Annotated in this window: 23 protein-coding genes, 1 tRNA gene and 2 pseudogenes; 19 read left to right on the forward strand and 7 right to left on the reverse strand. The window is 61.3% G+C overall.

Annotation, left to right across the window (positions count from 1 at the left end; all coding sequences use genetic code 11):
* Nucleotides 1-351 precede the first annotated feature (351 nt).
* From VGD10_RS09275 to VGD10_RS09285, 3 genes are all read left to right on the forward strand, one after another.
* Nucleotides 352-1722 (forward strand): L,D-transpeptidase family protein, encoded by a 1371-nt coding sequence (locus tag VGD10_RS09275; RefSeq protein WP_331040534.1) that lies wholly within the window; start codon nt 352-354, stop codon nt 1720-1722.
* A 124-nt stretch (nt 1723-1846) separates the two neighbouring features.
* Nucleotides 1847-2245 carry a hypothetical protein gene (locus VGD10_RS09280; protein WP_331040535.1) on the forward strand — a complete coding sequence of 133 codons (399 nt, stop codon included), beginning with the start codon at nt 1847-1849 and terminating at the stop codon, nt 2243-2245.
* 58 nt (nt 2246-2303) lie between these two features.
* Nucleotides 2304-2597 (forward strand): hypothetical protein, encoded by a 294-nt coding sequence (locus VGD10_RS09285; protein WP_331040536.1) that lies wholly within the window; start codon nt 2304-2306, stop codon nt 2595-2597.
* 59 nt (nt 2598-2656) lie between these two features.
* Here the strand turns inward: VGD10_RS09285 and VGD10_RS09290 are convergent, their stop codons facing one another.
* Complete coding sequence (locus VGD10_RS09290; RefSeq protein WP_331040537.1) at nt 2657-2920, reverse strand: hypothetical protein; 264 nt, start codon at nt 2918-2920, stop codon at nt 2657-2659.
* A 155-nt stretch (nt 2921-3075) separates the two neighbouring features.
* Between VGD10_RS09290 and VGD10_RS09295 the strand changes: the two genes are divergently transcribed.
* Nucleotides 3076-3918: a tetratricopeptide repeat protein gene (locus VGD10_RS09295; RefSeq protein WP_331040556.1), complete on the forward strand. Its 843-nt coding sequence runs from the start codon at nt 3076-3078 to the stop codon at nt 3916-3918.
* Between the two features lie 15 nt (nt 3919-3933).
* Here VGD10_RS09295 and VGD10_RS09300 read toward each other — a convergent pair whose 3' ends face one another.
* On the reverse strand, nt 3934-4581 hold the full coding sequence (locus VGD10_RS09300) for a glutathione S-transferase family protein (RefSeq protein ID WP_331040538.1): 648 nt from the start codon (nt 4579-4581) through the stop codon (nt 3934-3936).
* A gap of 118 nt (nt 4582-4699) precedes the next feature.
* Between VGD10_RS09300 and VGD10_RS09305 the strand changes: the two genes are divergently transcribed.
* On the forward strand, nt 4700-4846 hold the full coding sequence (locus VGD10_RS09305) for a hypothetical protein (protein WP_331040539.1): 147 nt from the start codon (nt 4700-4702) through the stop codon (nt 4844-4846).
* 43 nt (nt 4847-4889) lie between these two features.
* Nucleotides 4890-6287, forward strand: a complete 1398-nt coding sequence (locus tag VGD10_RS09310) for an MATE family efflux transporter (protein ID WP_331040540.1) — start codon at nt 4890-4892, stop codon at nt 6285-6287.
* Nucleotides 6288-6289: 2 nt separating this feature from the next.
* On the opposite strand, the gene VGD10_RS09315 is transcribed toward VGD10_RS09310, so the two are convergent.
* Nucleotides 6290-6799 (reverse strand): DUF6456 domain-containing protein, encoded by a 510-nt coding sequence (locus VGD10_RS09315; protein ID WP_331040541.1) that lies wholly within the window; start codon nt 6797-6799, stop codon nt 6290-6292.
* Between the two features lie 89 nt (nt 6800-6888).
* Between VGD10_RS09315 and VGD10_RS09320 the strand changes: the two genes are divergently transcribed.
* Complete coding sequence (locus VGD10_RS09320) at nt 6889-7452, forward strand: helix-turn-helix transcriptional regulator (protein WP_331040542.1); 564 nt, start codon at nt 6889-6891, stop codon at nt 7450-7452.
* A gap of 171 nt (nt 7453-7623) precedes the next feature.
* Here VGD10_RS09320 and VGD10_RS09325 read toward each other — a convergent pair.
* Nucleotides 7624-7699 (reverse strand) — tRNA-Val (locus tag VGD10_RS09325).
* A 499-nt stretch (nt 7700-8198) separates the two neighbouring features.
* Here VGD10_RS09325 and VGD10_RS09330 point away from each other — a divergent pair.
* The 10 genes and pseudogenes from VGD10_RS09330 (at nt 8199) to VGD10_RS09365 (ending at nt 19297) form a co-directional block, all read left to right on the forward strand.
* Nucleotides 8199-9788, forward strand: a complete 1590-nt coding sequence (locus VGD10_RS09330; protein ID WP_331040543.1) for a carbamoyltransferase C-terminal domain-containing protein — start codon at nt 8199-8201, stop codon at nt 9786-9788.
* A 386-nt stretch (nt 9789-10174) separates the two neighbouring features.
* Nucleotides 10175-10696 carry a S41 family peptidase gene (locus VGD10_RS13370; protein WP_414639519.1) on the forward strand — a complete coding sequence of 174 codons (522 nt, stop codon included), beginning with the start codon at nt 10175-10177 and terminating at the stop codon, nt 10694-10696.
* Nucleotides 10697-10712: 16 nt separating this feature from the next.
* A complete protein-coding gene (locus tag VGD10_RS09335) occupies nt 10713-11168 on the forward strand; it encodes a nuclear transport factor 2 family protein (protein WP_331040544.1) in 456 nt (151 codons plus the stop codon).
* A gap of 173 nt (nt 11169-11341) precedes the next feature.
* On the forward strand, nt 11342-12832 hold the full coding sequence (locus VGD10_RS09340) for a S41 family peptidase (protein ID WP_331040545.1): 1491 nt from the start codon (nt 11342-11344) through the stop codon (nt 12830-12832).
* Nucleotides 12833-13028: 196 nt separating this feature from the next.
* The gene (locus tag VGD10_RS09345; RefSeq protein ID WP_331040546.1) at nt 13029-13640 is read left to right on the forward strand and encodes a LytTR family DNA-binding domain-containing protein; all 612 of its coding nucleotides are present in this window, start codon (nt 13029-13031) and stop codon (nt 13638-13640) included.
* 107 nt (nt 13641-13747) lie between these two features.
* A complete protein-coding gene (locus tag VGD10_RS09350; protein WP_331040547.1) occupies nt 13748-14200 on the forward strand; it encodes a (2Fe-2S)-binding protein in 453 nt (150 codons plus the stop codon).
* Complete coding sequence (locus tag VGD10_RS09355; protein WP_331040548.1) at nt 14197-16422, forward strand: xanthine dehydrogenase family protein molybdopterin-binding subunit; 2226 nt, start codon at nt 14197-14199, stop codon at nt 16420-16422. The genes VGD10_RS09350 and VGD10_RS09355 overlap by 4 nt, the downstream gene beginning before the upstream one ends.
* 106 nt (nt 16423-16528) lie before the next feature.
* Nucleotides 16529-17734 carry a DUF418 domain-containing protein gene (locus tag VGD10_RS09360; protein ID WP_331040549.1) on the forward strand — a complete coding sequence of 402 codons (1206 nt, stop codon included), beginning with the start codon at nt 16529-16531 and terminating at the stop codon, nt 17732-17734.
* Nucleotides 17735-18286: 552 nt separating this feature from the next.
* A pseudogene (locus tag VGD10_RS13375) lies at nt 18287-18544 on the forward strand (alpha/beta fold hydrolase); the annotation flags it as partial.
* Nucleotides 18545-18586: 42 nt separating this feature from the next.
* Entirely contained in the window at nt 18587-19297 is a 711-nt protein-coding gene (locus VGD10_RS09365) for an alpha/beta hydrolase (protein WP_331040550.1), read from the forward strand.
* A 1085-nt stretch (nt 19298-20382) separates the two neighbouring features.
* On the opposite strand, the gene VGD10_RS09370 is transcribed toward VGD10_RS09365, so the two are convergent.
* On the reverse strand, nt 20383-20745 hold the full coding sequence (locus VGD10_RS09370) for a hypothetical protein (protein ID WP_331040551.1): 363 nt from the start codon (nt 20743-20745) through the stop codon (nt 20383-20385).
* 474 nt (nt 20746-21219) lie between these two features.
* On the opposite strand from VGD10_RS09370, the gene VGD10_RS09375 reads away from it, so the two are divergent.
* Both VGD10_RS09375 and VGD10_RS09380 read left to right on the forward strand, forming a co-directional pair.
* Nucleotides 21220-22689, forward strand: a complete 1470-nt coding sequence (locus tag VGD10_RS09375; RefSeq protein WP_331040552.1) for a sensor histidine kinase — start codon at nt 21220-21222, stop codon at nt 22687-22689.
* Entirely contained in the window at nt 22686-23360 is a 675-nt protein-coding gene (locus VGD10_RS09380; RefSeq protein WP_331040553.1) for a response regulator, read from the forward strand. Before VGD10_RS09375 ends, VGD10_RS09380 begins: the two co-directional genes overlap by 4 nt.
* A gap of 7 nt (nt 23361-23367) precedes the next feature.
* Here the strand turns inward: VGD10_RS09380 and VGD10_RS09385 are convergent, their stop codons facing one another.
* Nucleotides 23368-23673, reverse strand: coding sequence for a surface-adhesin E family protein (locus tag VGD10_RS09385; RefSeq protein WP_331040554.1), 306 nt, complete (start codon nt 23671-23673; stop codon nt 23368-23370).
* 393 nt (nt 23674-24066) lie between these two features.
* Nucleotides 24067-24819, reverse strand: a pseudogene (locus VGD10_RS09390) (Na+/H+ antiporter NhaA); the annotation flags it as partial.

A 24819-nucleotide genomic window follows, 5' to 3' on the forward strand; every position in this document is an offset into this window, starting at 1 on the left:
GCGGTCCCCACGACCGGCGCCGCAGTGGGTAAGCCGCATTTGGTTAAGAAAGATGCAACGGGTGCGAAATGACTGCCGCTCCCAATCTGCATCATGAACTTCGCCGCTCAGTGACGCCGCTCACTAATCGCTCGCATAAACGAAAAGCGCCCCGGCTTTGACACCGGGGCGCTAACGCAAGTCAGGGGAAGATGCGTTTGCGAGTTCAACGCCGGCTCCTCCGTTTCCGACGCTCAGCCCGTCGCTCTGACGCTGCCGCTCACCTTGTTCTTCCTCTTGGGAATTTAGTTTGGACCCGATTCGAATTCAGTGCGTTTGATGGCAAAAGCAATTTGTAAAGAGTTTTTTAAAATGTCGCGTATCGTAAAGCTGGCCATCAGCGCGGCCGTCGTGCCGCTGCTGGGGATGGCGGCTGTGCCCGCCGCCGCGTCTACCCCTCTCGCCTCTCCGATGGAGGCGATGCTGCAGTCTTCGGACTCCGGCGTCCGCGCGTTCTACAGCAGCCGGGACAATCGTCCGATCTGGATCCGTAGCGGTCTCGTCCTCGCCGACGCGCATCGCCTGGTGGACATTCTCCGCCGAGCCGACCTCGACGGTATGCGGAATGGCCCTGAACTCGCCGAACGCCTTGAGGAGACGATCGCCCGCGCGGAGTCTGGCGAGCCGCAGGATCTCGCCCGCGCCGAGCTGATGCTGTCCAGCGCCTGGGTGGACTACGTTCAGACGCTTCGCCGGCCGGTGGACGTCGGCATGACCTATATCGATGCGTCCCTGAAGCCGCGGCAGCTGTCCGAAGAGTCGATCCTCCGGGCTGCGGCAGAGGCGCCCTCGCTCGGCCGCCATATCGACATCGTGTCTAATCATAATGCGCAATATGCGCAGCTTCGGCAGGGCCTTGCGGACCTCCTCGATCGTACCGGCGGATCGCCCCGTGGCGCGGATGCGCGGCTCGAACAGCGCCTGCGCCTCAACATGGACCGCGCCCGCGTACTTCCGGCAGCCGATTACCAGGGCAAATATGTCCTCGTCGACGCGGCAACGCAGACGCTGTGGATGTACGAGAATGGCGAGGCGCGCGATTCCATGCGTGTCGTCGTCGGCAAACCCGAACGGCAGACGCAGACGCCGATGCTCGCCGGCCTTATCCGCTTCTCGGTGCTCAACCCCTACTGGAACGTCCCCCCGGATCTCGTGCGAAAAAATATCGCGCCGAATGTCCTCGATCAGGGTGCAAGCTATTTGCGCTCGAAGGGGTATGAAGTCCTTTCCGGCTGGACCGATGACGCCCGTACGCTCGACCCGGAATCCGTTGACTGGCAAGCTGTCGCTTCCGGCTCGAAGGAGCTCCGCGTCCGTCAGCTTCCGGGCGGCGACAATTTCATGGGTGACGTCAAGTTCATGTTTCCCAATGAATTCGGGGTCTATCTCCACGATACGCCCGACAAGTCCCTGTTCTCCGAGGCTCAGCGTACGCTGAGTTCGGGCTGCGTCCGGCTCGAGGATGCGCCTCGGCTCGCCCGCTGGCTCTATGGCCAGACCCCGCGTGCCGCGTCGGATGCCCCCGAACAGGCGGTGGCGCTGAAAGACCCAGTGCCGGTCTACATCACCTATCTGACCGCGGAGTGGGATGGTGGCAGGTTGGCACTGCGCGACGATTTCTACGGTCGCGACAGCCTTGCCAGCTACCGGATGGCATCGGCCGGAAGTGGAGCTCTCGATTAAGTTTTTCGCCGCTTGCAATCATCATTTTGGCGCAGACGGAAACATAAAGGCAAGAATTACGTTCTGAGGCCGGAACCAGTGCGGAGCGGGATAGTTAGCGCCGCGGGACCACAGGAGGATGCAGATGAAGAAAACCTCGCTTGCCGTCGCACTTGGCGGCGTTTGTTTGACGATCATGCCTTTGAGCGGTGCCGCCGCCCAATGGGTGCCGGGTAACGAAATTACCGGCCATGCCGTTCAGGTTGAAACCAATGGTGTGATGAACACCGTTTATTTCGATGCTGGCGGTGCCGCTCGTATCGTCAGCGCGTCCGGCCGCGAAACACCGGCTCGCTGGGCGGTGCAAGGTCAGTCGATCTGCCTCGAAACCGGCGCAGGCGTCAGCGAATGCTGGCCTTACACGTCGGCCTTCCGCACCGGCCAGGCTGTGACCCTCACCAGCAACTGCAACGCCACGTCGCGCTGGACGGCGCTTTCGACCAACGAACCGCCGGTTACGCAGCGGAGCGGCGAACGCGGCTAATCACCTGAGGCAGGCCTCTTGTGAGGCTTGCGGAGAAAAGAACTTAAAGGGAGTGTCTATGATGTTATTCTCCAAACCTCTGGCAGCCGTGGCGAGCGTAGCTCTCGCGGTAAGCTCGGTCCCGGCCGTCGCCAGCCCCTCGTCGGCATGTGCTTTGAGCCTTCAGGGATGCGTGCTGCCGGTTCAGGAAGCGGTGACGACCACTACGACGTCGGCGCCGGCTCCGGTCATTGTCGATGAAGTCGAGACCGGTGGCCTCGGCATTTTGCCGATCATCGCTGGCCTTGCAGCTCTCGGCGCTCTTGCCTGGCTTCTTCTCGACGATGATGACGACGATCCCGACAGCCCCTGATCGATCAATCAGGTTCGATATCCAACGCCCGGGCTTTGCCCGGGCGTTCTACTTACTGCTTACCGACAAACCCGTTCGTCCCGGATCACAGCGCGACGAAGCTCCTCGATTACCTGGAGGGCGCCAATGGTGGACTCTACAGGTGCCTCAAGCCCCATCTTTTCAGCGACGCCTGCCAGGATCGTCTCCGCCTCGTCGAACGCTTGGCAAAAGGCGGGCTGAAGTTCCGGCTGATCGGTCGCCAAGCGCCTGAAAACTGACATCAGCACCGCCTGGAGCGCAACCACCTCCGCTCGCAGGATCGCAATCTCAGCTTCATTCATCGTTTTTCTCCTGAAGGGAGAACCCCTCGTTGCGAATGAAGCTCCCGCCTCCGCAGCGTTGAAATCTGCAGCTTTTAGTGGGACAGCCGCGCAAGCCGTGCACATGGAAGGTTCGAGTGAAGCTAAGATACCGGCCTAATTTGGCCCTACTATTGGTGGTTCCACTGCTTTCCGCCTGCGGCAAGGGTTATTCCGTCGACCGGCTGCGGCCGAAGACCTTCCTCGTCAATCCGCAGCTTGCCCGGTTCGGCCTCTCGCCGGAACAGGTGCAATGTGTCGGCGGTGAACTCGCCAGCAAGCTGTCGGCCTGGCAGATGCGGCTCCTCGCGATGAAGGCGCAGGGTGCAACGCCTGGCAACATGTATTCAGCCGAGCTGACGGTCCGCGACCTGCTCTGGGTAGCCTCCCACGTAAACGATCCCGCCGTACCGCAGGAGCTCAACCGAGCGACTGCGGCTTGCAATGTGCCGACTGTTGAAACGACCAGCATTCAAGCCGCAGCTGAACCGCCACCGGCGGTGGCGCCTCAAACGCCCGCTCCATCCAGCGAGGAGAACGGCCCCACCGCATATCAGCCGACCGAAAACCTCCTGAAGGCGCTTGAGGCATATGAGAAAGGCGACTTCGCGGCCGCAGCCGAACTCGGGCAATCAGCTGCGGCCCAAGGCGACAGCGGCGCGCACCAGTTTCTCGGCGGCCTCTACTCGGTCGGGCACGGCGTCCCTGCCGATCCCGCGGCGGCGGTGAAATGGTATAGCCTCGCCGCGGAAAAGGGTTGGTCCGAGGCGATGAACAATCTCGGCCGCGCCTACGAGACAGGCCAAGGCGTACCGAAGGACCCAATCCAGGCGCTTAAATGGTATCTACTCGCCTCTTCGCGCGAAACGGAGGATCCAGAGCTTGTCCGGCGGAACATCGCCAGCGTCACAATTGACATGAGCACAGCCGACATCGAGCGCGCCAGTAAACTCGCGAGAGAATGGGAGCAGTCGCACTAGGCGCCCCGTTTAAGCCTAAGCGGCGGTGCGTGCGAGGAAAGCCGCCTCCCTATCCACCCAGCGTTTGAAGCTCGGCCTGCTAAGCATGCGATCGGCAAAGGCCGCCAGCTTCGGACGCTTCTCGGGCTCGATGCTCACGTCCATATGGCGAAGATTTACAAAGGGGCTCGCTACCGCAATATCGGCCAAGGTCAGCCGATCCTCCACCAGATAGCCGCTCTCCGGCAGCACCCCTTCCAGATAATCGAGCAGGGGCGGCAACTCCTCCTCCTGCGCTTTGTCGGCCACAGCCATGTCGCCGTCGCGGCCCATGAAGCGCGGCGCCACGATCCGATTGAAGAACATCTTGGTTCCGCAGGCGCAGAGGATCGTGTCCCCGAACTCATCATACCAGATTGTCCGCGCCCGCGCCTTCGGCTCCAGCGGGATCAAGTTTGGCTCGGGCTTGATCGCGTCCAGATAAGCGAGGATTGCGCTGCTGTCGGATATGGCGAAGTCGCCGTCGCGAAAACCGGGAATCTTCTTGAACGGGCTCGCCTCCATGAAATCGGGGTCCGCCGAACCCAGTCCCAAGGGCTTCGACTCCAGCTCAAGCCCCTTTTCCGCTCCGAAAGCCAACACCTTCCGCACGAAGGGCGACATGGACGAGCCGTAGACGATCATCTGTTGCTCCCGTTTCGTTTTCTTATGAAACCTTCCTACGCCCAACCGATGCAGCGGACAAGCGTTCCCTGCGCCAAGCGGAGGAACCGCAGACGCCGTCCCTCGTTTGAACATAAAGATGAAGCCGGACCGGATCCATCCCGTTCCCGAAGAGCCGCTCGACGAGGGCTTGTTCCTGCCGTCCGCGGACTGTCCGCGCTGGGCGCCTTTCGCCTTCCTCGCCGGCTTCGCCTTCTATCCCATCCTCTACCTGCTGCTGACTTAAACCCTCTCTTTCGCAACGACCGGCTTCGCTTTAGGAGCGAGGAATGCTTACCCGTGCGTCAGCCTCGTCGGCAGCAAGCCGCACCCTTTGGCGTGCCGAAATGCGCGCGACGATGTTGCTCGCCTATCCGCTGATCCTCACCAACATGGCGGGGGCCCTCATCCACGCGACCGACGTGGTGCTGCTCGGCTGGGCGGGGCCGCGCACGCTCGCCGCGGCGACCCTCGGCGTTAACATCTACACAGCCTTCATGATCTTCGGCATGGGGCTTGTGACCGCTGCCTCGCCGATGATGGCGCGCGAGCTTGGGCGGAAACGGAACAGCGTCCGCGAGGTTCGCCGCACCGTACGCCAGGCCATGTGGGCCGCAATCTCCATCACTCTGCCCATCTGGCTGCTCCTCTGGAACAGCGAGGCGCTCCTTCTCCTCCTCGGTCAGGAACCGCAGCTCGCAGCGGATGCCGCCGAGTTCGTGCAGGCGCTGCAATGGGGCCTCCTCCCCTTTCTCTTCTACATCATTTTGCGGTCCTTCATCGCGGCGCTGGAGCGGCCTTCCTGGTCGCTTCTGATCGGCGGGGCGGCCGTCATCTTCAACGCCCTCGTCAATTATGGCCTCATCTTCGGCAAGGGCGGCTTGCCGGCGCTCGGCCTGCTCGGCGCCGGAATCGGCAGCGCCCTCACCAACCTCCTCATGTTCCTCGGCATGGCTGCGGTTGCGAGCCTTCATCCCCGCTTCCGCCGCTACCATCTGTTCGGCCGCTTCTGGCGCCCCGATTGGGAGCGATTCCGCGCCGTCTGGAGCCTAGGCCTACCGATCGCCGTCACGCTCGGTCTCGAAATCACCATCTTCAATGCGGCCGTTTTCCTGATGGGCCTGATCGGCACCGCATCGCTCGCCGCCCACGCCATCGCCCTGCAGCTCGCTGCCCTCTCCTTCATGGTCCCGCTCGGCCTGTCGCAGGCAGTCACGGTGCGGGTCGGTCTGGCTTACGGCCGCCGCGATGCGGAGGGGATTGCCCGTGCCGGCTGGACGGCCTTCGTCCTCGGCGTTGCCTTCATGGCGGCGATGGCGCTTCTCATGATTGCCTTTCCCCGTCAGCTCATCGACCTATTCCTAGACATGAACGATCCCGCCAATGCCGCCGTCATTCCGCTTGCGATCTCCTTCCTCTTCATTGCCGCCCTCTTCCAGATATTCGACGGCGCCCAGGCGGTCGGCGCGGGCATGCTTCGCGGCCTTCACGATACGACCGTTCCAATGGTCTATGCTGGTATCGGCTATTGGGTGATCGGCCTCGGCGTCGCAGTCGGCCTCGGCTTTGGCCTCGACTGGGAAGGCGTCGGCATCTGGACGGGTCTCGCCGTCGGCCTGGCCGTTGTGGCGGCGCTGATGGTGACGCGCTGGACGCGGCGGGAGGCGCTTGGCCTCCTCCGCCATTGAGTTCAGCTGATCCGGTAGAAGTCGGCGACCCGGTCGAGCGCCATCCCTAGCACCAGCCTTCCCGCGCGCGCGGGCCATCCCAGCGCCTGCTCCGCATCGCGCATCCCCTCGCCTGCGCAGACGATCCGCCAGAGGATATCCCCCAGCCCCGGCCCCGCCTCTGCCACTGCGGCTTCGAAGCGCAGCTTCGCCGCCAACTGTACACAGGTCGCGTCAGGGAGGTCGGGCGCTCCGCGTGCGACGCGCGCGGTGGGCGGCGCATCCCAGCGCATTGTGACGCTTGGCGCCAGCTGCGCCCGTTCCCAATCGTGGCGAAGCCGCTCGCCGGCATCAAATTGCCGGTCGCTCACCAGCCCCCGCGCCTTCAGCCAGCCGAGCGGAGATTCGACTAGGTTGACTGTAACAGAGCGACTCAGGCGCGGCTTTCCCACCTTTAGCCCCTCGGTCTGCCGCTCCTTGCCGTCACGCGGCAGCGGCCGCTCCGCCAGCAATCTGTTTCCCGCTCGTGCCATCTTCATCTCCGAATCGTGAAAGAAAGCTCTTGCCGGACTGGCTGATCTGTAGGAAAGAGAATAACCAGGAAGGTTAGCAGGATGGGCCGATGATCACCCGCATCCGGGACGTGCGCCGTGCCAAGAAGATGACGCTTCAGGATGTGGCGGACCGCTGCGATCCTCCGACCACGCCGCAGACAATCGGGCGCTTAGAAACGGGCACCCGTACCGTCTCGGTCGGCTGGCTCAACCGCATTGCTAAGGCCTTGGGCGTGGAAGCAGCCGATCTCGTCCAGCTTCCGGATCGCGAAGACGCCCCAATCGCCGCCACCCTCGGCCACGAAGGCGCGCATGCGCCTCGGCGCGAAGGCGTGGTCATCCCGCCGCAGCCGGCACCGGGCCTCGTCGCCGTCACCGTATCCTCGGGTATCGGCGACTATCGGAGCGGCGACGAGATCTGGCTTTCCCGCATAGCGCCGGAGGAGTTCGGCAGGGCGCTTAACCGGGACGTGCTGCTCCCCCGCCCCGCCGGCCGCTTCCTGTTCGGCCGCCTAATCGGCCGCGAGGAAGGCAAGCTCCACGTCCTCCCCCTGGGCGCCGGCCAGCGCCAGATGGTGATCGCCGATCCGCCTTGGGCGGCGATGGCAGTGAAGCTGATCCGGAGCCTTTAGGCGGAACCTTCGCCGCTGAGGGCGTTCTGCAAGCAGTACTTGCCTATGGAGCCACGCCCTTGTTCTTCTTCTTTTCAAACCGCCTCGGCTGCCTCGGCTCGATCCTGATCACCGTCGTCGGCAGCCTCATCCTGCTCGCCCTGCTCGGCTGGCTTTGATGTTCGGGAGGAATGGTGGGCGCTGACGGGCTCGAACCGCCGACCCTCTCGGTGTAAACGAGATGCTCTACCAACTGAGCTAAGCGCCCTTCCCGCAGGAAGTGCCCGTTTCTCTAGGGTTTTTGCGGATCGGGTCAAGCTTACAGTGGGCAACAGTGAGCCTCAGAAAGCGTCTTTGAGACACAGGAGTCCCGGAATAGTCCCGGACTGCATGCGGTGCTAAAACGGCAGAAACTGGTCGGCTGCCCGCTTCGGGCGATCAAGCGGCCGGCCATTCAAGATGAGTGCGAAGCAGCTAAGGTCACCTTGTGCCATCCGCCTCTAGTGGCGCATCTCAAATGCAGACGTCGGTTCATCAGTGCCTGAGTGGCTTGGATGCCGATCGATCGTAGTCAGTCTAGCTCATCAGCGAAGTTGGATCAGTCCGCGCTTTCCTCCGGAATAAAAAACGATAGGGTCACGAAAGGCCCAGCTAAAACGAAGTAACGACATGCAAATATTCCCCTCAAAGGCGAGCAGCTTCAGGGGCTCGCTCCAACAGTGAGGATCTTGTCGTATAATCCAGGCCACGACGGGGCTGTCGCATACGTGCGGGACGGCCGCCTCGTGTTCTCGATCGAGGCTGAGAAGGACTCGAACTACCGGTACATGCCGGCGTCTCCACGCGACTTGCTCGCCGCGCTCGGACAGATCGACGAAGTCCCTGACGCGGTTTGCGTCGGCGGTTGGTGGCCTCGCGAGGCGCGACCGATGGGATCAGCCCCGCACGCTTGCTATCGCGGGATTGAGCCTTCTTGCATATTTGTAGAGCGACGCCGGATGTTCGGGCAGAATATCTGGAATTTCTCGTCGTCCCACGAGCGCTCCCATTTGCTCTGCGCTTACGGCATGTCGGGCCTTCCCAACGGTACCCCCTGTTATGCCTTGGTTTGGGAAGGCGCGATCGGCGCGTTCTACGAGATTAATGTCGATACAAATATCACGTTGCTCGGCAATGTGATGAATCAGCCTGGGAACCGCTACTGCTCAATTTACGGGCTAGCAGATCCGACTTTTCCAAAGAACGCACCCTTCTCGCGTTTTTCCGACGCTGGCAAGCTCATGGCGCTGGCATCGTTTTCGAGGCGTAGCGCCGCCACGCCGGCGGAAGAAGAACTGATAAATTTTCTGCTCTCAACCCCCGACGTGCGGCTCGACATGTACGAGAGGCTGACGGATTCGCCCTACTTCAATGTCGGAGTTGAAGATGCCGACTTTCGTGACTTCGCGGGTATCTACAGCGACCGCATTTTTGAGGCCTTTCATGCCTTTGCGCGTGCCAACATGCGCAAGGGGCTGCCGCTCATCATAGCCGGCGGATGCGGGTTGAATTGCGATTGGAACTCTAAATGGGTCGAGACTGGCCTTTTTGAACATGTGTTCGTCCCGCCTGTCGCCAACGACTCGGGGTCGGCGCTTGGTACTGCGATCGACGCCCAGCTCCGCTTCACGGGTGACGCAACGATCGAATGGGATGTCTATTCCGGGCTAGAATTCGATGCCAACAGGGCTTTCGAGAGTGACCGCTACGACGTACTAGAGGCCGGTCCCGACCTCGTCGCTGAACTGCTAGTAAACGATTTGATTCTGGGATGGGTCAACGGACGATGGGAAATCGGTCCGCGAGCGCTCGGAAATCGTTCAATCCTTGCCGCACCCTTCGCCGAAGCAACTAGGGTCAGGCTAAACGACATAAAACAACGAGAACAGTTTAGACCCATAGCTCCCGTTTGCCTGCGCGAGGACGCTGCACGATGGTTCGGCTGCATGCACGACAGCCCCCATATGCTATTCACTTATCGCGCAACCACCACGGCGCTCGCGGCCGTGACCCACGTCAATGGCACCGCTCGTCTGCAGACCGTTACGGCGACATCCAATGGCCCCCTTCACGACCTCCTTGTCGCGTTCAGGCGGAGCACGGGCTATGGCGTCCTGTGTAACACCTCTCTGAATTTCAGCGGGAAGGGCTTTATCAACAACATCGCCGATCTCGACACGTACGCAGTTGAGCATGGCCTGGACGGTTTCGTCGTTGAGGGCCATGTTTACCTACTGAAGGCGTCCGAGCGATACCAACTATACGTAGAACGGGCGCGCTCGCTTCAAACGGAAGACGCTCCTCGTGCCAGAAGCTGATCCACCCAACCTGCAACCCGTCGATGTGAAGACGGGGAACGGCATTGATAGGCAGCCGAATACCTTTGAACAGGCGCCTCCTTCCGGGTTCGAGGAGGACGACGCTCTGCGTTCTGCCTTTCTCCGACGGCTAATGCTCTGCCAGTCGGGTGAGGCTGATGCCGTGATACCTGCCTTCTCGTCCCAGACACCGCGAATTTTGGTGCGCTACTGGCACGATCCCAATGATGTTCCGGGTGACGTGCGTGTCTGCCTCGCCAGCTGGGATCGGCTCCAGAGCCATGGCTTCGAAATGCGCACCTTCGATGAGCCCACGCCGGCGGCGGCCTTGCCGAGATGGATGTTATGTTCTCTCATTTTTTTCTCGTCCTACTCCGCTGCTTCAAATGGACACCCGCAGAAGTGTGGATGAGGCCGGCGGCGGCGTGTTCGTGGACGGGCCGACGGTCTTTCGCTTGCCTGGCCCAGAAGAGATCGTTCGAAGAGAGCACGTCGTCCTGCCCGCTAGTGAGCCTAGCAGCCTAGGTGATGCTAAGATCCTTGTCCTGACGGCCGGCCGAACCGCGTCAGCCGCGGAGCATTTCGCGCTTGCATTGAAACGAACGGGGCGAGCGACATTGATCGGCGAGATAACGGCCGGAGCCGGTCACATCAGTCCCAGAATAGATCTTGGTAACGGGTATGCCGCTCTCGTGCCGATTGGCCGCACTTTCGATCCGGACACCGGTCGTGGTTGGGAAGGTGCCGGTATCCGGCCCCACGTGGAGGTGCCAGCTGAACGCGCACTTGTTGAAGCCTTACTTCGGAGTGGCATCGCTGCAGCGGACGCGGAACGACTGTCTCGGGACTTCCTTCCAAAGGGGTCGATGGAACGCCGCCGGCCCCTTCGGCTAAGCTCACCACTCTGAATAGGGGAATCTACTTATGCTAAAGCGGACGCTCGTGCTCGGAGCCGCCACCCTCCTTGCGTTTGGTGCGCCACAGAGCCTGATAGCTCAATCTTCCAGCGGATCAGCCGAGGATCGAACCGTGCTGGAACAGCTTAACGCTGATTGGCTCAAATCTTACGAGAGTAAGGACGCTGCCGCTTTATCTCGAATTCTCAGTGACAGCTTTGTTGGTGTGTATGGGAACCGGGGCCTCTCCAAAGCGGCAATGATAGAAGGGCTTCGCGACCCTAATCGGAAGGTGAAGAAGATTGAGTGGGAAGATCTGCAAATCTATGTGAACGGCGATACCGCAGTGGTGACGGCGGTCTCCACTTTGACGGCCGTGCAGAATGGGGCCGAAACAGTAGGCCGCAGTCGCTATGCGGACATCTATGTCCGTGAGGATGGTAGGTGGCGCGCGATAGCGGCGCACGTAGTGCGCCTACCCTAATCTTTCTTGCGATGAATCATTTGGACACTGCAAAGTAACGGCGCCTGTGCAGCTTCACGCAGCCATAGAGTATACAAGAGCTGCTGCTTTGACCGAAGTCGGATGATCCTTGGCTTGCCCTGTCTACACGGGCTAAACTCATGGCGATTGGAAAGCGAGCGAGGGGCGGACACATGAACCTTCTCAGACTACCGGTTATAGCTTTGGCCCTCGGCCTAGCCTCCCCATCAGCAGCCTTAGCAGAAACCTCGCTCTGGGCGCGTATGGCCGAAGAAGATCTGGCGGCCGCTTACGCCCTTATTGCCGAAAACCACCCAGCCGCCGTCCCCGAGGCTGGAGATCAAGCCTTTCGAGCCAGCTTCCGTCGTGGGTATGAAGAGGCGCGTGCGCTTGCGCAACGGGCGACGAACTATAACGACTATCGCGCAACGCTCCAACGTTTCGCCGGTGCTCTTGGCGATCGACACCTTCGATCAAATGCATTGCTTTCCAGCAGCCGCTTCTTTTGGCCCGGCTTTCTCGCAGCCGACGGGTATAATGGATGGCGCATTGTTACGCGCGAGGACGAAAATGCGCCCCCTCTTGATAGCAGGCTGCTAGATTGTGACGGCCGAAATCCCAACGATCTCGCTGAGCAGCGGTTTGGGCAGTTCACACCCAACTGGTCGATCCGCGCGGAGCGGCTGATGGCTTCGCCGCGTTTGCTGCTTGATACCGGCACATCGTCACAACCCCGCGCGACGTCATGCACCTTCGAGACCCCCGCTGGAGCGCGCGTCACCCACCACTTATCCTGGCGGCCGATCGGCTTAGCAGACGCGTCCGCGCAGCTTCAGCGCGCGAGCAGGATGCCTGCGCAAGACGTAGGTTTGCGCTCCTTTCGAAAGGGTTGGTGGGTTCGCCTCGGAACACTCAACGACCGTGCGCGGCCGGTCATCGACGAAGCGCAAGCGCGGCGCGCAGAGCTACGAGCAGCGCCCTTCGTGGTCGTTGACTTGCGAGGCAATGGAGGCGGGGCTTCGACCTACAGCGATCGTCTCGCGAAGACGTTGTATGGGTCGGACCGTGTGCAGAGGGCAAAAACTAAGATCGCGGGAACGGACGAGGACCTGTCCGTCTGGCGTGTGTCTCCTGCCAATCTTGCGACATTGGAGAGCTATGTCGAGCGCTTCACCCGCGAACTCGGAGCAAACGATTCCGTTGTGACGGGGCTCATTGCAGAGCGTGACGCTATGCGCGCTGCGCTCGGTCAGGGGCAGGCTCTTTCGCGCTCAAGAAGCCCTTGGACAGATCGTTCTAGCGGATTGTCGGATCGCGTGGCACGCCCGCCGCAAGTCATCCTCATCACCGACCGCTTCTGCTTCAGCTCCTGTCTGCGCGCAACGGCCCTCTTCCGAGCATTGGGCGCGCTTCACGTTGGCGAGGAGACGAACGGCGGCCCTAAGCACAATGAGATCCGCCAGATCGTATTGCCCTCTGGGCTTTCCGACTTCTCGACCATGCAGGCTTATGATGGTCTACCTGGGCAGCGGCTTGGCCCCTATTCACCTGCGCGGCCTTTCTCGGTGAGCGCTGCAGACGACTCAGCGGTAGAGACATGGGTGGAGACTCTTCCAGAAGTTTCCGGAAAGCATGCGCCGGGCGCAGTACCGACCCCCCGCTAAAGGCTTCATCAGATAAACAGGACCTACCATGATGCAGGCCATCCGAACGGGAAGCTTTCTTGCCCCTGTCCGCAACCCCCAGCAGTTCGTCAATCGCGCGGCTATAGTCATAGTGGGGGCCGTCGCTTATTGCGTTCTTCATACATTGCTGACGCAGACGCCGCTTGTGCCGTTTCGTTCAGTGTCATGGGCCTTGATGGCCGTCGCCCCTTGGTATGTCGCCATTGAAATCTGCCTTAGACTGCTTGGCGCCGAAGATAGGTCGCTTATGCGCCGTATCGCAGTGCCGATGGTCCTTCTAGGAACGCTGATCGTCTCAACCCTCGGCGAACGGCTGGTGTTGAGCAGCGGCCATATCGATGTCATGGCCATCGCCCTTCATTTCTTTCAAAGGATACCCACGCTCGCGCTGGTCGCGATCGCTCTTGCCTTTTTTCAGGCAAGGATGGCGCGGTCGTGGAGGAACGGCATCGATCCGAGTGGTGCAGCATCGTCGGACGGGTCTGACGAGTTCACCCGAGCGCTCGTCATGGGAGCCGATGAGATCGATTGGGTAAGGGCCTCCGGAAATTATGTAGAAGTCTATGGCGGCGGTCGCTCCTACGTGCATCGCGCCACGTTGCGAGAGGTCGAGCGAGCGTTGCGAGGATGCGCCTTTATCCGGATCCATAGGTCGACGATCGTCAAGCGCGAGAAGATCGTTGCGACAGGTGGCGGTCGGGCAGGCTGGGTGCAGATGGCGGATGGTAGCAAACACCAGATTGGGCCGACTTATAGGGCGGGTCTTGGCGAAGCATTGAAGCGCTAAACCGTCCCTCCGTCCTGCTTTTGGTCCCTCTGCCTCAAAGAGATAGTGAACTCACGCAGCGTGAACTAGCATCGGCGCCGTTCTTCTCAATCGGCGAGTAACCCTCGATGCCGAATTTCGAATTGCGTGTGAACGGCGGCTCGCAGCGCGTAACGGCGGATCCGGAGATGCCCTTGCTTTGGGTGCTGCGCGACCGGCTTCATCTGCTTGGCACCAAGTACGGGTGCGGCGTGGGAGTGTGCGGGGCCTGCACCGTGCACGTCTCGGGGCGCGCAGTTCGAGCTTGCATCGTCACGGTGGCGGAAGCAGCCGGCCGCGAGGTCACGACCATTGAAGGGCTCCGCGACAAGGGTTCCGACAGGGTTAAGCAGGCATGGCTTGATGAGCGCGTCGCGCAATGCGGATATTGCCAGCCTGGGATGATCATGGCCGCGGCAGCACTCCTTGCCGAAAAACCAAATCCTTCGGATGCGGAGGTGGATGCCGCGATCACCAATGTCTGTCGCTGCGGCACCTATACACGCGTTCGCGCAGCCATTGCCCGTGCGTCCGCTCGATGACGGAAGCGAGCCTTTCCTGGACGCGAAGACATTTCCTGCAGGCGACAACTCTCGCGGGCACGGGGCTGGCATTCACATGGGCCAGATCGGCGCAAGCCTTCTCCGAAGTCTCGGAGACACTTTACCAGCTTCAGCCTGGTCCCTGGTTAGTAATTGATACCAACGGAAAGGTTTCGCTAACCGTTCGCAAAGCCGAGATGGGACAGGGCATCCACGCGGCGCTTGCCACCATGGTTGCTGGCGAACTCGATATTGTCCCCTCCGCAATAGAGGTACGGCAGGCAAGCTCCGATCCGAAATACGGGGAGATTCAAACCGGAGGCAGCTTCTCCGTCGCGGGCAACTGGCTCCCTACACGCCGGGCGGCCGCCACCCTTCGTACGATGCTCGTCGAGGCCGCAGCGAAGCTATGGAAAGTGAGCCCGGAGGAATGCCGCACAGAAGCAGGAATGGTGATTCACGCACCAAGCAACCGAAGCGCTGCGTACAAGTCACTCGTTCGTGCCGCATCGCAGATCCCGATACCGAGCGAGGAGAGCCTGCAAATGAAGCCGGGCGAGCATTTTGCGCCGCTCGGCCAGCAAGGGCCGGCTCGTCATCACCAAGGCATCGTCAGTGGAGCCCCGGTTTACGGCGCCGATGTGCGGATCGACGGAATGGTTTACGCCTCGATCGAGCGTGCTCCCGCAATGGGAATGAAGGTGCGCGGCTATTCCGACGCTAACGCCCGCTCGATCCCAGGCTATCTTGGCTGTGTTTTAATTGAGGGAAACGCATGGCCTTCCTTGGATCACGTGCGCGCCGGCGTCGCCGTGATCGCCCGCGACACTTGGACTGCGCAAAAAGCCCGTGAGCAGATAAAAGTAGATTGGGCGAGCGACGGCAGCCGTGCCGAAAGCGCGGTAGCCGTTCGAGCCATGGTTGCCGCGCTCGATCTGCCTGGCCTCGTCTGTCGCGAGCAGGGCGATCTGTCAAAACCGAGCGAGGGTGATCTGCGGCGCATTTCTGCCGATTTCACCACGTCCTATCTCTCGCACGCACAACTCGAGCCGCTCAGCGCGACCGCCCGGGTGACCGGTGACGTGATCGAGGTCTGGACGGGCACGCAGCGGCAGCGTCGCCTGCACGACGCGGTGGTGCGGGAACTCGGCTTCGCGAACGACAAGGTCCTTGTTTATACGCCGCTTCTGGGTGGAAGCTTCGGGCGCCGTCTTGAAGTGGATTACGGCCTCGAGGCAGCGATCCTCGCGAAGAAGCTGGGGCGCCCCGTTCAGATCCTATGGACTCGCGCCGACGATTTCCGGGCCGGCCTCTTTCGATCAGCTTCGGCTCACCGGCTGCAGGGGCACGTGGACAGTTTCGGACGCATTGTCGGACTGACGCACAAGGTCGTCGCAGAATCCGTATTTAAGCAGCAATTGCCGGATCAACTTGGCGCGAACGGCTATGATTGGTCGATCGGTACACCGCTTTCGACCTTCTTTTACGATGTTCCCAACCTGCGGCTGGAGCATCGTACGATCAAGCCGACCATTCCCTGCGCCTGGTGGCGGGGAACCTACACCACAGCCGTCCAACCAATAGCCGAATGCTTCATGGACGAACTCGCGGCAGCCGCCGGACAGGATCCGCTAGATTTCCGGCTTGCGCACCTGACGCCGGGCCGCACCTCCGTCTACCAGATAGCGGAGGGCAACGAAGCACCGTTCAAGACCGATCTCATGCGAAGGGTGCTGACTACCGTCGCTTCGCAGGCCGGCTGGTTCGGCCGTCACGGGCGATCTACGTCGCTTGGCCTCGCCGCCGGCTTCTACGATTGTCCGGACACCTATTCGGCGGCAATTGTCTCCATGACGAACGTAAACGGGATAGCGAAGGTCGATCGGATCACGATCGCCGTCGACTGCGGTGTACTGGTGGATCCTCGGGGCGCCGAGGCTCAGGTGCTCAGCAACGCGCTCTTCGCGCTCGGCGCGGCCCTGTGGCAGCAGATCGAGATTGAGGGCGGGATTGTGCGCCAGCGCACCTATGCCGACTTCCCCGTGCCGCGACTGGCAGACACGCCTCAGATCGACATCATCTTTGTGGATAGTGACCGATCCCCGAGCGGCCTCGGCGAAGCAATCACTGCGACCGTCATAGGCGCAATCGGCAATGCACACACGTCCCTCACCGGAAATCCGACGCGCAATTTCCCGATCTTACCCCAGCAAATGACCTGATCAGATTCGATGTGATGGGCCATCGTCTGAATGTCCGCAATGGGTCGAAAGCGGACATTTGTAGGCAGGCTGAACAGCGGCTATAAAGTAGCCGGGGGAGGCCACGATGAGAGCTGCGACGGGTCAGGCCGAGCGTCTAGAGCTTCTGGATGCGCTGCGAGGTTTCGCGCTACTAGGCATACTACTCGCCAATATGCTCTACTGGTCGGGCTGGATTATGATGACCGAGGAGCAGCGCATCGCCTTCTCTGGTCAAGATGCATTCACATGGCAGTATCGCTTCCACCACTTCTTCGTGGATGGAAAGTTCTACACCCTCTTCTCACTTCTGTTTGGTGCCGGTTTTTCACTCCAGCTCGCGCGACTGAACGGCCGTGGGTTGGCGGGAATGCATATCTACAAGCGCCGGGTCCTCGTTCTGCTGGCAATCGGCCTCGTGCACTCGTGGCTAATCTGGGACGGCGACATCCTCACCCTCTACGCGCTGCTAGGGCTGGTGTTGCCTCTGTTCTGCGACTGGCGTGACCGGAATCTCGTCATAGCGGCGGCTCTTCTAATCTTCGTCATACCTCCTCTGGGAATGGCGCTGTTTTCTTGGGCTGGCTGGGCACCACAGGATCAAATCTTCTCGTTCGGCATGGCTCTGGCCGAAAGCCTCGGTGTCGATACCTCTCCTGACAAGTCGCTCGAATGGATGCGCCGGAGCGATTTTACCGGATGGCTTGCTTGGGTGTTGTCAGGCACTCCTATCTCCTGGGCTCTGCGGCTAGAAAGCTGGCGCATTCCAAAAGTTCTAGGGATCATGCTGCTCGGCATCGTTGTGGGCCGCCGCCTTGCGGCAGGCACTCTGTTCGACGACCGCAAATTGCTACTCAATGTCCTCGTAGCAGGCCTAGCAATCGGCCTCCCTGCTAGCGCAGCTTACGCCCTTATCCCTGATCTTGATCAGCAAGACTGGCCGTCGCTTCTCGGCACTGTCCCGATGGCGCTTGCCTATGCTGCAGGCTTTGCTTTGGCGTGGCCGAAGGCTCGGGCGCTACTGCGGCACTTCTCACCGGTGGGCAGAATGGCGCTGACAAACTATCTCACCCACTCCCTCATAGGACTTATCTTTTTCTATGGGATCGGCTTCGGACTGGCAGGCACAATGCAGCCGGCAACCTTCTATGCGGTGAGCTTATTGATATTCGCCTGTCAGGTTGTTTTCTCCCGCTGGTGGCTTGCTAGACATGAGCAAGGTCCAGCCGAAGCACTCTGGCGCTCCGCGACCTACGGCGGACTACCAACGGCCGCCAAAGCGGCAGCCTCCTGAAGCACTACCAGCCGCATCTAGGAATCTCCACTTTTACTGAATTATTCAGTCTACACCTGTTGGGTGCCGGTCTGGCGCCGTCCTGAGGGGATTACATGTGAGATACGGCTTACGGGCGTGCTTTGCAGCTGTCGCGATCTTTTCCAACCAATTGTCCTTATCCCCAACTCAGGCGGCGGTTGCGTCGTCCAGCGATAAGCTTACCGAGGTGAGTTGCGATGGACTGCCGGGCTTTTCCGAAAGATCAGTGGCCGAGCGAGAACGTTTGCGTTGCGGCAGGCTCAGCGTTCCGCTCGATCGGGCGAAGCCTGCGGGCCGCTCGATCAATATGTCATTTGTGGTCCGCAGGGCGGAGCAGCCGAGCACCCGCCCCCCCGTTTTGGTCCTGGCCGGGTCGGGCTCGGGCTCCGTTCGGTGGGCGACCAACGGATCTGCCCCGCCATATCCCACCGATAGGACATCGTCTTTGTCGACACACGGGGCAAAGACGGAAGCGGCCTCGCCCTCTGCGACACGACCCGCCGTGCCCAAGCGTCTGCCCTCGCAAAAGATTTGAACGGAAGGTCGCTCGAGAGTGCCTTTTTCGCTCCTCTGCGCTCATGCCGTGAGGAGCTTCGCTCTGCAAACGTACCGGCGGACATCTATAGTACCGATCGGATCGTCGGCGACTTAGAGCAGCTGCGCGCAAGCCTAGGCTATGAACGGCTTCTCCTGTTCGGTGCGTCGCACGGGACAGTAATCGCCAACAGCTTCGCAGCGACTTATCCCGCGCGTGTCGAAGCTCTACTCCTCGATGGCGCATATCCACCGGATCCCACGCCCAAAACTCTGACAGCTACTTTCCGCGAGGGCTTGGCCGGCGCGGCGCTGGCCTGCCGCAAGCTGAAGACCTGCGGACCGGCAGGCGACGACCTTTCCGCAACTTATGAGCGGGCCTACGCTGCCCTACAGCGGGAGCCGTTGGTGCTGAAGACTCGGTCGCTTGGCCAAATGATCCTCAACGCGGACGACTTCACGCTGCTTGTACAGAACGCACTTTATCCTGGAGTAGCGCAAGCTGTGATGGCCGAGGCTACGCCACATGCCCTGGCACCGGCGCTGATTGCGGCGGTCGAGGCGCGGGAGCCGGTCCTTGCCGCTCGGCTTGTCGAAGGCCCGCTGAGCCGCCTTGTCGCAGGGCCCCATAGTGCGGTGTTCGTATCTGGCGAGTGCGCCGACCGGTCGCGTTACTACGAGCGTAGGGAACGGCAGTTTACCGGCGTCGAACTCATCGATCTTTCCACCGTGTGCCCTTGGTGGTCCAAACGCTCGGCTGCACCAGCGCGAATGCCTGAACCAGGCATTTTACCTGCGCTCATTGTCACCGGAAGCACCGACCCGATTACCCCCGTCAGCTTCGCTCATGAAACGGCGCGCAGGCTTGGCTCAATGGCGCGAGTACTTGTGGTTCCTGGCGCGGGGCATGGGACAGTGCGCAGCACGCCCTGCGGTCGCGCCGCAGCTCTGGCATTCTTTGCTGATTCATCCCGGAGCGCGAAACCCGACAACTGCGAGGGTTTCTAGTGGGTGGTCGCGAAGGGCAGGTTGGCGCGTCGGGTGGACGGCGGGCTGTCGCTCCGTGCAATGCCGGTGGAGAGCGGTCTCCGGTCCAAATGGCTGACTAGCCAAAGGTGTTTGCACGAAGATCATCGCGCCTCGTAACCCGCGTCGCTCGCCCTCTCTGCCTAAGCTTCAGGATCGTCGAAATTCCTCGATTGAATTTGGCTGCCACGCCCTCGATGTCGTGGGGATCGGCCTGCAGAGCGGCGATGATGGCGTCGCGCTCCTTGACCTTGATGGGAGCTCCCCTGCGTTTCTGAGTCTGCGCCGGTGCGTTCATGGGCAGAGACTAGAGCGGCCCCGACCTCCACCGTTACCACGTGATTTTTACGCGCGCCGCGGCGCGGGGCCGAGGGTGTGAAAAAGCCGTGCTAATCGCTTCGAGCGTTGATCGCTAATCCGCCTTTGATGACCAGATCATTCGAGCAATATGTGCTGGAGCGGGGGTATAATTCTGGCCGGGGCAGCCGCGATGCATGGCTGTTCATCCTGCGCGCCAAGGGAGAGCAGCGTCTGCGTGCCATTCACTCGTGGGAGGAACTCGCCCGCCGGCTGGCGGAGTGCGGAGCCGATGAAAGGCTGAGCCGCGGGGCGAAAGCGGCGTGGAGATCATATCAGCACCAGCGATGGCGGCGCCTCCAGGCTCCTGAGTACGGCGCCTACCGCGGGTACGCACCGTGAGCAGCTGTAAGCTGTCCTTGCTCCTCCCGCTGTTATTACTGGGATGCGGCAGAACCGAGCCTGCCGATACGTCGCTGCACCAGGAAAACCGTGCCGCGCCTTCCCCGTCACGAGAAGAAAAGAGTGTCGAGCGTTTTGCGGTCAGGCGCGACGTCCGGTTCTGCCCCGGTGCTTCCGATTTCAATGAAACCATCGACAAGCTGCTCGCTGGGAACCCGCTTCACCCACTTCCGGCTGGTTGCGGGACGCTTCGGAGCGGTTCGACCCTGCTCCTGGAAAGTGGGCCGGACGCCCAGCTGGTGAACTATAAGGGGATCGACATCCGCCAGGCTTTTCTTCCGTCCGGTGACGAAATCTGGTCGGACGAATTAGGGAAAGATAGTGTCCGTGCCGCCCGGCGAGAGGCCGAGTAGCTGCTTTAGCAGCCGCGCCGATAGCAGCGCCGCTCCGCCGATCGAGAATATAGCCAGAAAGGCGGCAATCGCGACGTCGCGGTAGTCGCGCCAGCCGGTCGCTGCGAAGGACCTGCCGAGGAAAGTGCCGAACGTCAGGAGAGCCGCCGCTCCGCAGCTATAGATCAGGAACGAACCAGCCGTGCTGCCTCTGAAGCCCATGGCGACGGGCAGCAGCACGAGAGCCGCGAACCAGCACAAAAATTCCAGCAGAAGATCGGCTTCTTCAAGCCGGAAGCCGTGGGTGCGATGAAGTTTGCTCCGATCGTTCTTTAGCATCCTTAAGCATTTAAGCCGTCCCGCGACCGTAGTGTTACAACGGATTTCCTATACGAATGGATGCGCACAGGAGAGGTGCTCATGTATAAAGAGCGTTGTAACCATCGTCGTCAGGCGGCTGTACCGCGGCGCCGTGAGAAACTCCGTCCGAAGAGGCCTTCATCTGCTGGCCATCGCCGTCCTGATACCGTTCGCCTCCTGCACGCCGGTGGACGCGTTGCTGGAGCGGCCGGGAGTGGCGGAATTCCGTTGCCGAGACGCGAAGCGCTTTACGGTGGAATATTTGGACGGACGCGTGCTCGTGAGGACAGTTGCTGAACCCTATGAGCTCCTGGCGTCCAGGTCTTCGATCGGACAGAAGTTCGTGTCGGAAGAGGTAACCTTCATCCACGATGGAAATCGCGGTGTCCTCGTGGGAGCGGCCGGCGGACCTTTCAAAAACTGCCTGGAGCAGATCCAGGTGAGCAAATGAATATGACGACCGCCGATAGCCGGAAGATCGACGGCCGAAGCGGCTCACATTCCGCAGCTGCAGGCGCTTTCCTTGCGGCTGCGGCACTGGCTGCGCTGGCCGCCCAGACCGATCGGCCAATCACGTCCGCCATCGTCTTTCTATTTGGGGTGACGCTCGTCGGCGCGCTTGAAGGGATCAAGGGCGGCCTTGCCGGCGCCATTGCAGCATCCCTTGTCTACAATTTCTTTCTCAGCGACCCGGTCTATCGCTTCAGCCTCAGCTCAGCTGACGAGCTCGTGCCCCTCTTGGCCTTCAACATCAACGCCATTGCTTCAGCGCTGGTTGCGGGCAGACTGCGGGACCGGGCGCTTGCGGCGGAGCGGGCGAGCCAGCGCATCCAGCTTCTCATGAACGTCAGCGAGCGGCTTCAACGCGCGGTGTCGTTGCCGGATGTGCAGGCCGCCGTTGAGGAAACAGGTGCGAGCGTTCTGAGGAATATGGAACTTTATGCCGTAAGAGACGGAGAGCCGGTTTCGGTTGGCGGCCGAGAACATCACCGGGCGGCAGCGGTGGATCTTCTCGGGCACCCGGCCGAGTCCTGGAAATATGGCGCAGTGGAGGCCTTTCTGCTCCGCGACGGCGAGAGGACGTCCGGCGTTCTCGTCCTGGAACCGGAAGAGGAAGCGTCTGACACCCGGGATCACGATGCTCTGGTGAGCCTGATTAATCTCGCCTTTCAGCGCTGCCTCGCCCTCGAAGAGCTTGCCAAGGCAGAGCTGGTCAAGAAGTCGGAGGAGTTCAAGACAGCCCTTCTATCGTCCGTTTCCCATGATCTCAGAACCCCACTCAGCGCCATCGCGGCGGCGGCGAGCAGCCTCCGGAGTTATGGCAGCAATCTTGCCGAAGACGTCCGAGACGATTTCATACAGGTGATTGAGGAGCAGTGCGCGCGTCTCGACCGCTACACCTCCAACCTTCTCAGCCTCGGGAGCATACAGGCGGGCCTGCACGGCCAGCCGCTTACCACATGCGACGCCCTTGAAGCACTCGGATCGGCTATCGGTGAGGCACGGAAGCTGCAGCCCGACGCCGACCTCCGAAAAGCTTACACCCTCCAGCAGGCGCCCGTCCGAGCCGATCCGGTGATGCTGGAGCAGGTCTTCTACAACGTTATCGAAAACGCGCTGAAGTACAGCCCTCCACATTCTCCGATCATTGTCGCAGCCTCGGCCGATGACGGCATGATCAGCGTTCGGATCATGGACGAAGGCTGCGGCGTCCCAGAAGAGGATCGCGATCGCGTTTTCGAACGCTTCTACCGCGGCCGGGCAAACCAGAAATACGAGGGGAGCGGCCTCGGCCTTTCCATTGCGCGCGGCTTCACGGACGCCTTCGGCGGCTCGATCGAGCTCACGTCCACCGACCCTTTAATCGGCGGGACAACCGTGACGATCAAACTGCCCCTCCATACATCCCCAGAGGACCAATGAGTTCACGCATTCTCATTATCGACGACGAACCTGCCATTAGCCGGGTCCTTCAGCCGGTCCTGTCCGCTACCGGCGCCGCGGTCTTCAGTAGCGCCACCGGAGTGGAGGGGCTTCGTTCGGCCAGGGAGAACGCGGTCGACGTGGTTCTGCTCGACCTGGGATTGCCCGATACCGACGGCAAGGAATTGATCTCGCACCTCAAGGCTTTGGGCGAGGTTGCGATCATCATCATCTCAGCCAGGCATCAGGAGGCGGAGAAGGTCGCGGCGCTGGATGCGGGGGCGGACGATTACGTCGACAAACCCTTCAATATAGACGAGCTCATGGCTCGCATCCGGGCCTCTCAGCGAAAGCTTGGCTCGGCTAAGCAGGACGCGCGGTTCAAGGTTGGCGATCTCGAGGTCGATCTGGGGCGCCGCGCCGTCCGCCTGATGGGCGATGAGGTTAAGCTGTCGCCGAAGGAATATGACCTTCTTCGCATTCTCGTCGAAAATGCGGGGCAGGTCGTGACGCACCGTCGCCTGCTTCTGGCCGGCTGGGGGGACCCGGGAGCCGACAACCAGTATCTCAGGAGCTACGTGGCGCTGTTGAGGCAGAAGCTGGAGGAGGACCCGGCCGAACCCCGGATCCTCCTCACCGAACCCGGGGTCGGCTACCGGCTGGTGCCGTGATCGTGATCTAGCAGATGGCTTCGCGTATCAGCTCGGGCAGCGAGCCTTCACGTACCGGAGTAGCTGCCGTTCGCAGCCGTTCGTCGTAGAGAAGCGTGTTCGCCGGCCCGTACCCGACATCCCTCAAGACCTTCATCGTTCCTTCCCGGCAGGAGTAGACGACCCGCTGCTCAGCCCGCCTGAGACCAGTTCCTCCGTCGGACGGCATGATAAACCGCTGAAAGACCTCCACCTCGTTCCTGTCTGGTTGAGCCCTGATCGAGGAGGTGTCCACGAACGCCTTCGTGCCGTTCGTAGCCGAGCCGATCTCCACCCACTCACCACTGGATCGCGCGGAGTTGCACGAGGAGCATAACAGAAAAATGAAGGTGATCGGCGCGCATTGAATATGCCTCATCACCGGCTCTCGGTTCGCCTTGCCCGGACCTCGGCTGTTGCTTGTTCTTGGCGCTCTGCTGCTTCTTCCGCATGCGTTACGGCCCGATCGATATCAGACGCCGCCGCCTTCGTCTCAGGTTCCGCCGGCGAACCGCACGCGCTCAGCCACACGAAAGCGCTAACAAACAATCCCCGTTCAAACGCGCTTGTCACCGTTACCTCTCTGGGTTTCCGCACCCTTAGATGTTACGGGCTTCGAAGGTGACTACGGGTTTTTTATGTCGCGCCTTCATCTTCACACGCGCAGCGTCCAGCTAGGAGAAGCCGCTTAGGGTTCGTCTCGCGCGACCGAAGGTTTTGCTAGACGCAGGATCGCGTAGCCGACAGTTGCCGACGCAAGCGACCCCAGCAAAGTGCCGAGCTTCGCCTCTTCGACCAGGAGTGGATCGTCGGGGAAGGCGAGAGCTCCGATGAACAGGCTCATCGTGAAGCCGATGCGCACAGCATCGACACCGCGTAGATCTGCATCCAGCTGGCCCCCTGTAGTTTAACCGAAAGGCCGAACCGCACCGACAACCAGACGGCGCCGAAGATGCTGAATTGCTTGCCAACGAAGAGCCCGGCGGCAATGCCTAGCGGGAGCGGCGCAAGGACCTGCTCGGCGCCGATTTCCTGAAGCGACACGCCCGCATTGGCGAAGCCGAACAGCGGCACGATCAGGAACGCAACCCAGGGCGCAAGCCTATGCTCCAGCCGGTGGAGAGGCGACTCTTCCGCGTCCGGCGACCCGGGCGTTCGAATGACTGGAATGGCGGCTGCGGTGAGCACGCCCGCAATCGTCGCATGCACGCCGGAGAGGAGCACGGCGTACCAGAGGCCGAGGCCCAGCAGCAGGAACACGGGCAAGCTGCGGACGCCGCTCTTCCCCAGGATGTACATGAGCGTGAAAAGGCCCGCCGCGATGCCGAGCGCGAGCGTGTTGATGGAGGCCGTGTAGGCGACCGCAATGATTGCGACCGCACCCATATCATCGACGATGGCGACTGTGGTGAGGAAGAGCTTCAGCGATGTCGGCGCACGT

Origin of the sequence: Allosphingosinicella sp., assembly GCF_036402135.1 — a bacterium.
In the GTDB taxonomy this organism is placed as follows: Bacteria; Pseudomonadota; Alphaproteobacteria; order Sphingomonadales; family Sphingomonadaceae; genus Allosphingosinicella.

Bases quoted from the DNA above. Each gene is read 5' to 3' on its own strand.
- VGD10_RS09335 (WP_331040544.1), top strand. From the start codon at position 10,713: ATGCTAAAGCGGACGCTCGTGCTCGGAGCCGCCACCCTCCTTGCGTTT.
- VGD10_RS09290 (WP_331040537.1), bottom strand. From the start codon at position 2,920: ATGAATGAAGCTGAGATTGCGATCCTGCGAGCGGAGGTGGTTGCGCTC.
- VGD10_RS13370 (WP_414639519.1), top strand. From the start codon at position 10,175: ATGGACACCCGCAGAAGTGTGGATGAGGCCGGCGGCGGCGTGTTCGTG.
- VGD10_RS09340 (WP_331040545.1), top strand. From the start codon at position 11,342: ATGAACCTTCTCAGACTACCGGTTATAGCTTTGGCCCTCGGCCTAGCC.
- VGD10_RS09350 (WP_331040547.1), top strand. From the start codon at position 13,748: ATGCCGAATTTCGAATTGCGTGTGAACGGCGGCTCGCAGCGCGTAACG.
- VGD10_RS09300 (WP_331040538.1), bottom strand. From the start codon at position 4,581: ATGATCGTCTACGGCTCGTCCATGTCGCCCTTCGTGCGGAAGGTGTTG.
- VGD10_RS09360 (WP_331040549.1), top strand. From the start codon at position 16,529: ATGAGAGCTGCGACGGGTCAGGCCGAGCGTCTAGAGCTTCTGGATGCG.
- VGD10_RS09275 (WP_331040534.1), top strand. From the start codon at position 352: ATGTCGCGTATCGTAAAGCTGGCCATCAGCGCGGCCGTCGTGCCGCTG.
- VGD10_RS09315 (WP_331040541.1), bottom strand. From the start codon at position 6,799: ATGGCACGAGCGGGAAACAGATTGCTGGCGGAGCGGCCGCTGCCGCGT.
- VGD10_RS09375 (WP_331040552.1), top strand. From the start codon at position 21,220: ATGACGACCGCCGATAGCCGGAAGATCGACGGCCGAAGCGGCTCACAT.
- VGD10_RS09320 (WP_331040542.1), top strand. From the start codon at position 6,889: ATGATCACCCGCATCCGGGACGTGCGCCGTGCCAAGAAGATGACGCTT.
- VGD10_RS09370 (WP_331040551.1), bottom strand. From the start codon at position 20,745: ATGCTAAAGAACGATCGGAGCAAACTTCATCGCACCCACGGCTTCCGG.
- VGD10_RS09280 (WP_331040535.1), top strand. From the start codon at position 1,847: ATGAAGAAAACCTCGCTTGCCGTCGCACTTGGCGGCGTTTGTTTGACG.
- VGD10_RS09310 (WP_331040540.1), top strand. From the start codon at position 4,890: ATGCTTACCCGTGCGTCAGCCTCGTCGGCAGCAAGCCGCACCCTTTGG.
- VGD10_RS09380 (WP_331040553.1), top strand. From the start codon at position 22,686: ATGAGTTCACGCATTCTCATTATCGACGACGAACCTGCCATTAGCCGG.
- VGD10_RS09285 (WP_331040536.1), top strand. From the start codon at position 2,304: ATGATGTTATTCTCCAAACCTCTGGCAGCCGTGGCGAGCGTAGCTCTC.
- VGD10_RS09305 (WP_331040539.1), top strand. From the start codon at position 4,700: ATGAAGCCGGACCGGATCCATCCCGTTCCCGAAGAGCCGCTCGACGAG.
- VGD10_RS09355 (WP_331040548.1), top strand. From the start codon at position 14,197: ATGACGGAAGCGAGCCTTTCCTGGACGCGAAGACATTTCCTGCAGGCG.
- VGD10_RS09345 (WP_331040546.1), top strand. From the start codon at position 13,029: ATGGCCGTCGCCCCTTGGTATGTCGCCATTGAAATCTGCCTTAGACTG.